At 54.5% G+C, this 6336-nt stretch carries 5 protein-coding genes; 3 read left to right on the forward strand and 2 right to left on the reverse strand.

Annotated features, from left to right (window positions below):
- Positions 1-76: 76 nt before the first annotated feature.
- Together raiA and bamD are read right to left on the reverse strand one after the other, a co-directional pair.
- Positions 77-412, reverse strand: a complete 336-nt coding sequence (raiA, locus tag K5R89_RS24420) for a ribosome-associated translation inhibitor RaiA (RefSeq protein WP_002914111.1) — start codon at positions 410-412, stop codon at positions 77-79.
- Positions 413-683: 271 nt separating this feature from the next.
- Positions 684-1421 carry an outer membrane protein assembly factor BamD gene (gene bamD, locus K5R89_RS24425; RefSeq protein WP_087827470.1) on the reverse strand — a complete coding sequence of 246 codons (738 nt, stop codon included), beginning with the start codon at positions 1419-1421 and terminating at the stop codon, positions 684-686.
- A 131-nt stretch (positions 1422-1552) separates the two neighbouring features.
- On the opposite strand from bamD, the gene rluD reads away from it, so the two are divergent.
- The 3 genes from rluD (at position 1553) to clpB (ending at position 5963) form a co-directional block, all read left to right on the forward strand.
- Entirely contained in the window at positions 1553-2533 is a 981-nt protein-coding gene (gene rluD / locus K5R89_RS24430; RefSeq protein WP_023290681.1) for a 23S rRNA pseudouridine(1911/1915/1917) synthase RluD, read from the forward strand.
- Positions 2530-3261 (forward strand): purine nucleoside phosphorylase YfiH, encoded by a 732-nt coding sequence (yfiH, locus tag K5R89_RS24435; protein ID WP_087827471.1) that lies wholly within the window; start codon positions 2530-2532, stop codon positions 3259-3261. Before rluD ends, yfiH begins: the two co-directional genes overlap by 4 nt.
- A 128-nt stretch (positions 3262-3389) precedes the next feature.
- On the forward strand, positions 3390-5963 hold the full coding sequence (gene clpB / locus K5R89_RS24440; protein WP_004206837.1) for an ATP-dependent chaperone ClpB: 2574 nt from the start codon (positions 3390-3392) through the stop codon (positions 5961-5963).
- Positions 5964-6336 lie beyond the last annotated feature (373 nt).

The raw sequence follows: 6336 nt of genomic DNA on the forward strand, positions 1-6336 counted from the left end.
GTACCTGTACTGTTTTCACTCTGTCAATAAAAAACGCGCCCGAAGGCGCGTGGCATGACACAACTTAAGTTAAGGATTACTCTTCTTCTTCCACAAAGCCTGCCTCTTTCACCGACGTCGCGGCGCGGCGGGCTTCCCCTTTGTGTTGCACTTTATTGAGCTGCCGTTCCAGCTTGTTGATCAATTCGTTAATGGCGGCGTACATATCTTCATGACGCGCACTGGCAACCAGATGGCCGTTTGGCGTGTTGATGGTTGCGTCAGCGATAAAACCCTGCGGCTCCTTAGACAGAATGATGTGCGGGTTAATTAAATGAGTTTGCCACTTATCCAGTTTGGCGAGACGGTCTGCGACATGCTGGCGGATTGCCGGAGTAATTTCCATTTGTTTACTGGTAATGTTCATTGTCATAAATTTTACCTCTTGTCTTTCCCGTCTTGGTGAATCCAGCATACCTTTCCCAATGTCAAAATGTGTGATCTAAATCACATTTTATTGTCACTTTTTGTCAACGAATTCATTTTGTGAGACAGGGCAGGAAGAGATGAGATTTTACTTGTCGAACCCGACAAAGCAGGCCATATTTGATGAGTTAACCCGGCGCTAAACCGCTTCAGCAAGCCAGGATAATGGATAAAAAAACGGCAGCCAGAGGCTGCCGTTTGCGATCTATGAATCAGGCTCAGGTGTTCTTGCTGTTCGCGGCGATAATCTTCGCGACTTTGTCCGCCTGAGCGTTCATCTGCATTTGACGATAGGCGTTTTCCATCTTCGGCAGGGCATCGCGGGTGGCCTGGGTATCCGGATAGTTATGCATCATACCTTCCACGCGGTTAACGACGGCAACCCATGCGCCGCGGTCGGTGTAGTAATCCACCACCGACAGCTCATACTTCGCCAGGCGATCTTTCAGGAACACCATGCGCTTATAGGCGTCAGTGGCATACTGGCTGTTCGGGTAGCCACGTACCAGTTTGGAGAAGTCATTGAAGGCATCGCGCGCGTGCTGCGGATCGCGGTCGGAACGATCGACGCCGAAGAAGCCCTGCAGGGCGCTGTCATCCAGAGCCATGTTGGTCAGGCCGCGCATATAGATGACGTAGTCGATGTTCGGATGGGTGGGGTTCAAGCGCATGAAGCGATCGATGGCGGCCTGAGCCAGCGGCAGATCGGCGTTTTTGTAATACGCATAAATCAGATCCAGCTGTACCTGTTGGGAATAAGGGCCGAATGGATAACGGTTATCCAACGCTTCCAGTTGCGTTATCGCCTGTTTCCAGTTACCGTCCTGCAGTTTTTGCTGGGCGGTCGCGTAGATTTCATTCGGCGGATTATCAGGCACCTCTTCCTTAGAGCCGGAGCAACCCACCAAAGCCAGGCTCAGTGTGGCGGCTGCCACCAGGTATTTCATGCGCGTCATGACGTTTTGACTTCCTCAAAATGTTTATGCGGGAGAATCTCTGTTCCTGCTCCCGATTAAGACCAGCTACAATAGCACACTATATTAAACGGCAAAGCCGTAAAACCCAACGTTAAACGAAGAAGCTGTATATGGCACAACGAGTACAACTCACCGCAACGGTGACCGAAAATCAACTCGGTCAACGCTTAGATCAGGCTTTGGCCGAATTGTTCCCTGATTATTCGCGATCGCGGATAAAAGAATGGATCCTCGACCAACGCGTATTAGTCAATGGCGCCATTGGCGATAAACCGAAAGAAAAAGTGCTGGGGGGAGAACGCATCGCTATCGATGTGGAAATCGAAGAAGAGGCGCGCTTCCAGCCGCAGGATATTCCGCTCAATATCGTTTACGAAGATGACGACATCCTCGTGATCAACAAACCGCGCGATCTGGTTGTACATCCTGGCGCGGGCAACCCCGACGGTACTGTGCTGAATGCGCTGCTGCACTACTATCCGCCTATTGCCGATGTGCCGCGTGCGGGTATCGTCCACCGTCTGGATAAAGACACCACCGGTCTGATGGTGGTGGCGAAAACCATTCCAGCGCAAACCCGGCTGGTGGAGTCGCTGCAGCTGCGCGAGATCACCCGTGAGTACGAAGCGGTGGCGATCGGTCATATGACCGCCGGCGGTACGGTGGAAGAGCCGATCAGCCGTCACCCGACCAAGCGTACCCATATGGCGGTGCACCCTATGGGCAAGCCGGCGGTGACCCACTACCGCATTATGGAACATTTCCGCATTCATACCCGTCTGCGCCTGCGTCTGGAAACCGGGCGTACGCATCAGATCCGCGTGCATATGTCGCATATTACCCATCCGCTGGTAGGCGACCAGGTGTATGGCGGCCGCCCGCGTCCGCCGAAGGGCGCGTCGGAGGAATTCATCACCGCGCTGCGTAAATTCGACCGCCAGGCGCTGCACGCCACCATGCTGCGTCTGTATCATCCGATTACCGGTATTGAAATGGAGTGGCATGCGCCCATCCCACAAGATATGGTCGAGCTCATCGAGGCGATGCGCGCCGATTTTGAAGCCCATAAGGACGATATTGACTGGTTATGACTAAACTGATTGTACCGCAGTGGCCAATGCCCGGCAGCGTGGCGGCCTGTAGTTCTACCCGCATCGGCGGCGTGAGTCTGCCGCCCTATGACTCGCTCAATCTGGGCGCCCATTGCGGCGACAATCTGCAGCATGTCGAAGAAAACCGGCGGCGGATGTTTGCCGCCGGCGGCTTGCCGTCTTACCCGGTTTGGCTGGAACAGGTTCATGGTACCGATGTGCTCACGCTGGACGGCGGACCCTATCCGTCGAAACGCGCGGATGCCTCTTATAGCCGTACGCCAGGGACTGTCTGCGCGGTGATGACCGCTGACTGCCTGCCGGTCCTGTTCTGTAACCGCGCGGGTACCGAAGTCGCTGCGGCGCATGCGGGATGGCGCGGCTTATGTGAAGGGGTTCTGGAAGAGACGGTCGCCCGTTTCGCCGATAAAGCCGAAAACATTATGGCGTGGCTGGGGCCCGCCATCGGTCCGCAGGCGTTTGAGGTGGGGCCAGAAGTTCGCGACGCTTTTATGGCGAAGGATGAGAATGCGCACCGTGCTTTTCGTCCGGCAGGCGAAAAATATTTTGCTGATATCTACCAACTGGCTCGGCAGCGTCTGGCAAACGTCGGCGTTGAGCAGATTTTCGGCGGCGATCGCTGCACGCTAAGCGAAAAGGTTGATTTTTTCTCTTACCGGCGCGACAAGACCACCGGTCGTATGGCAAGTTTCATTTGGCTGATATAACCTAGAGAATCAAGACGATCCAGAAGGCAAACTTATTTTTCGCATAGTTCAGGTCTTTAACCTTGAATAATTGAGGGATGACCTCATTTAATCTCCAGTAGCAAATTTGACCTGTTATGGGAGGAGTTATGCGTCTGGATCGTCTTACCAATAAATTCCAGCTTGCTCTTGCCGATGCCCAGTCGCTCGCACTCGGGCACGACAACCAATTCATCGAACCTCTTCATTTAATGAGCGCCTTGCTGAATCAGGAAGGGGGATCGGTACGTCCTTTATTAACCTCGGCGGGCGTGAATGCCGGGAAACTGCGCACTGACATCGAACAGGCTCTGAGCCGTTTACCGCAGGTGGAAGGCACCGGCGGCGATGTACAACCTTCTCAGGATTTAGTGCGGATCCTGAACCTTTGCGACAAGCTGGCGCAAAAGAAAAAGGACAATTTTATTTCGTCAGAACTGTTTGTTCTGGCGGCGCTTGAATCACGCGGTACGCTGACCGACCTTTTAAAATCCGCCGGAGCAACAACCGCCAACGTGACCCAGGCGATTGAACAAATGCGCGGAGGTGAAAGCGTGAACGATCAGGGTGCCGAAGACCAACGTCAGGCATTGAAGAAATTTACCGTCGATCTCACCGAGCGTGCCGAGCAGGGCAAGCTGGACCCGGTTATCGGCCGTGATGAAGAGATCCGCCGTACCATTCAGGTACTGCAGCGCCGTACCAAAAACAATCCGGTGCTGATTGGTGAACCCGGGGTGGGGAAAACCGCTATCGTCGAAGGCCTGGCTCAGCGTATCGTCAACGGCGAAGTGCCGGAAGGGCTGAAAGGCCGCCGGGTGCTGGCGCTGGATATGGGCGCGCTGGTGGCCGGGGCGAAATACCGCGGTGAGTTTGAAGAGCGTCTGAAAGGCGTGCTGACCGACCTGTCGAAACAGGAAGGCAACGTCATTCTGTTTATCGATGAACTGCATACCATGGTTGGCGCCGGTAAAGCCGATGGCGCGATGGATGCAGGCAACATGCTCAAGCCGGCGCTGGCGCGTGGTGAACTGCACTGCGTCGGGGCGACGACGCTTGACGAATACCGTCAGTACATTGAAAAAGACGCTGCGCTGGAGCGCCGCTTCCAGAAAGTGTTCGTCGCCGAGCCATCGGTAGAAGATACCATCGCTATTCTGCGCGGCCTGAAAGAACGTTATGAACTGCACCACCACGTGCAGATCACTGACCCGGCAATCGTGGCGGCGGCGACCTTGTCGCATCGTTACATTGCCGACCGTCAGCTGCCGGATAAAGCCATCGACCTTATTGATGAGGCGGCGTCCAGCATCCGTATGCAGATCGACTCGAAGCCGGAAGAGCTGGACCGTCTCGATCGCCGTATCATCCAGTTGAAACTGGAGCAGCAGGCGCTGAAGAAAGAGTCTGATGAGGCGAGTCTGAAGCGCCTTGATATGCTCAACGAGGAGCTGGCGGATAAAGAACGGCAGTACTCGGTGCTGGAAGAAGAGTGGAAAGCGGAAAAAGCGTCCCTCTCGGGCACTCAGACCATCAAAGCCGAGCTGGAGCAGGCGAAAATCGCCATCGAACAGGCGCGTCGCGTCGGTGACCTGGCGCGGATGTCTGAGCTGCAGTACGGCAAAATTCCGGAACTGGAGAAACAGCTGGCGGCAGCCACTCAGTCCGAAGGGAAAACCATGCGTCTGCTGCGTAATAAAGTAACGGATGCTGAAATCGCCGAAGTGCTGGCCCGCTGGACCGGTATCCCTGTCTCGCGCATGATGGAAAGCGAGCGTGACAAACTGCTGCGTATGGAGCAGGAACTGCATCATCGGGTAATTGGCCAGGATGAGGCGGTTGAAGCGGTATCTAACGCGATTCGCCGCAGCCGTGCCGGGCTATCCGATCCGAACCGACCGATTGGTTCATTCCTGTTCCTCGGTCCGACCGGGGTCGGTAAAACCGAGCTGTGTAAAACGCTGGCTAACTTTATGTTCGACAGCGACGACGCGATGGTGCGTATCGATATGTCCGAGTTTATGGAGAAACACTCCGTCTCGCGTCTGGTCGGTGCGCCTCCGGGATACGTCGGTTATGAAGAGGGCGGTTACCTGACCGAGGCGGTGCGCCGTCGCCCTTATTCCGTCATCCTGCTGGATGAAGTGGAAAAAGCGCACCCGGATGTGTTCAACATTCTGCTGCAGGTACTCGACGACGGGCGCCTCACTGATGGGCAGGGGAGAACGGTCGACTTCCGTAATACGGTGGTCATCATGACCTCGAACCTCGGTTCCGATCTGATTCAGGAACGGTTCGGCGAGCTGGATTACGGACATATGAAAGACCTGGTGCTGGGAGTGGTCAGCCAGAACTTCCGTCCGGAGTTCATCAACCGTATCGATGAAGTGGTGGTCTTCCATCCGCTGGGTGAGAAACACATTGCTTCTATTGCCCAGATCCAGCTGCAGCGTCTGTATAAACGTCTGGAAGAGCGCGGATATGAAGTGCGGATGTCCGATGAGGCGCTGAAGTTGCTAAGCGCCAACGGGTACGATCCGGTATACGGCGCGCGGCCACTGAAACGCGCTATTCAGCAGCAGATTGAGAACCCGTTAGCCCAGCAGATCCTTTCTGGTGAGCTGATTCCGGGTAAAACCGTCGAGCTGGTAGTGAAAGACGACCGTATCGTGGCAGTGCAGTAAGTCACAAAACGACAAAAACGGGCCCAGCGGGCTCGTTTTTGTTTAAAAACCAGGCAAGAATTAAAGCTCAACACCTGATTTGGTTGAAAAGTGAGCGGTTGAATTCTTTTTTTGAATTTATCCTTGTCACTTCAGAATTACCCCCTATAATGCGCCTCCACTGACACGGAACAACGGCAAGCAAGCCGCCGGGACAGGAGGATTCAACAGCGAAAGCAACGTTGAAAACCGACAGAGAAAAGCAAAATAAGCGCTTGACTCTGAATGAGGAAAACGTATTATACGGGACCTCGCGGCAGAGCGCTAAAGCGCGTCGCAACTGCTCTTTAACAATTTATCAGACAATCTGTGTGGGCACTCAAAGTGACATGGA

This window comes from Klebsiella sp. TF21-TM (assembly GCF_019753495.1).
Classification (GTDB): domain Bacteria; phylum Pseudomonadota; class Gammaproteobacteria; order Enterobacterales; family Enterobacteriaceae; genus Klebsiella; species Klebsiella quasipneumoniae.

Excerpts from the sequence above, each read along its gene's own strand:
- raiA (WP_002914111.1), bottom strand. The coding sequence starts at position 412 with ATGACAATGAACATTACCAGTAAACAAATGGAAATTACTCCGGCAATC.
- bamD (WP_087827470.1), bottom strand. The coding sequence starts at position 1,421 with ATGACGCGCATGAAATACCTGGTGGCAGCCGCCACACTGAGCCTGGCT.
- rluD (WP_023290681.1), top strand. The coding sequence starts at position 1,553 with ATGGCACAACGAGTACAACTCACCGCAACGGTGACCGAAAATCAACTC.
- yfiH (WP_087827471.1), top strand. The coding sequence starts at position 2,530 with ATGACTAAACTGATTGTACCGCAGTGGCCAATGCCCGGCAGCGTGGCG.
- clpB (WP_004206837.1), top strand. The coding sequence starts at position 3,390 with ATGCGTCTGGATCGTCTTACCAATAAATTCCAGCTTGCTCTTGCCGAT.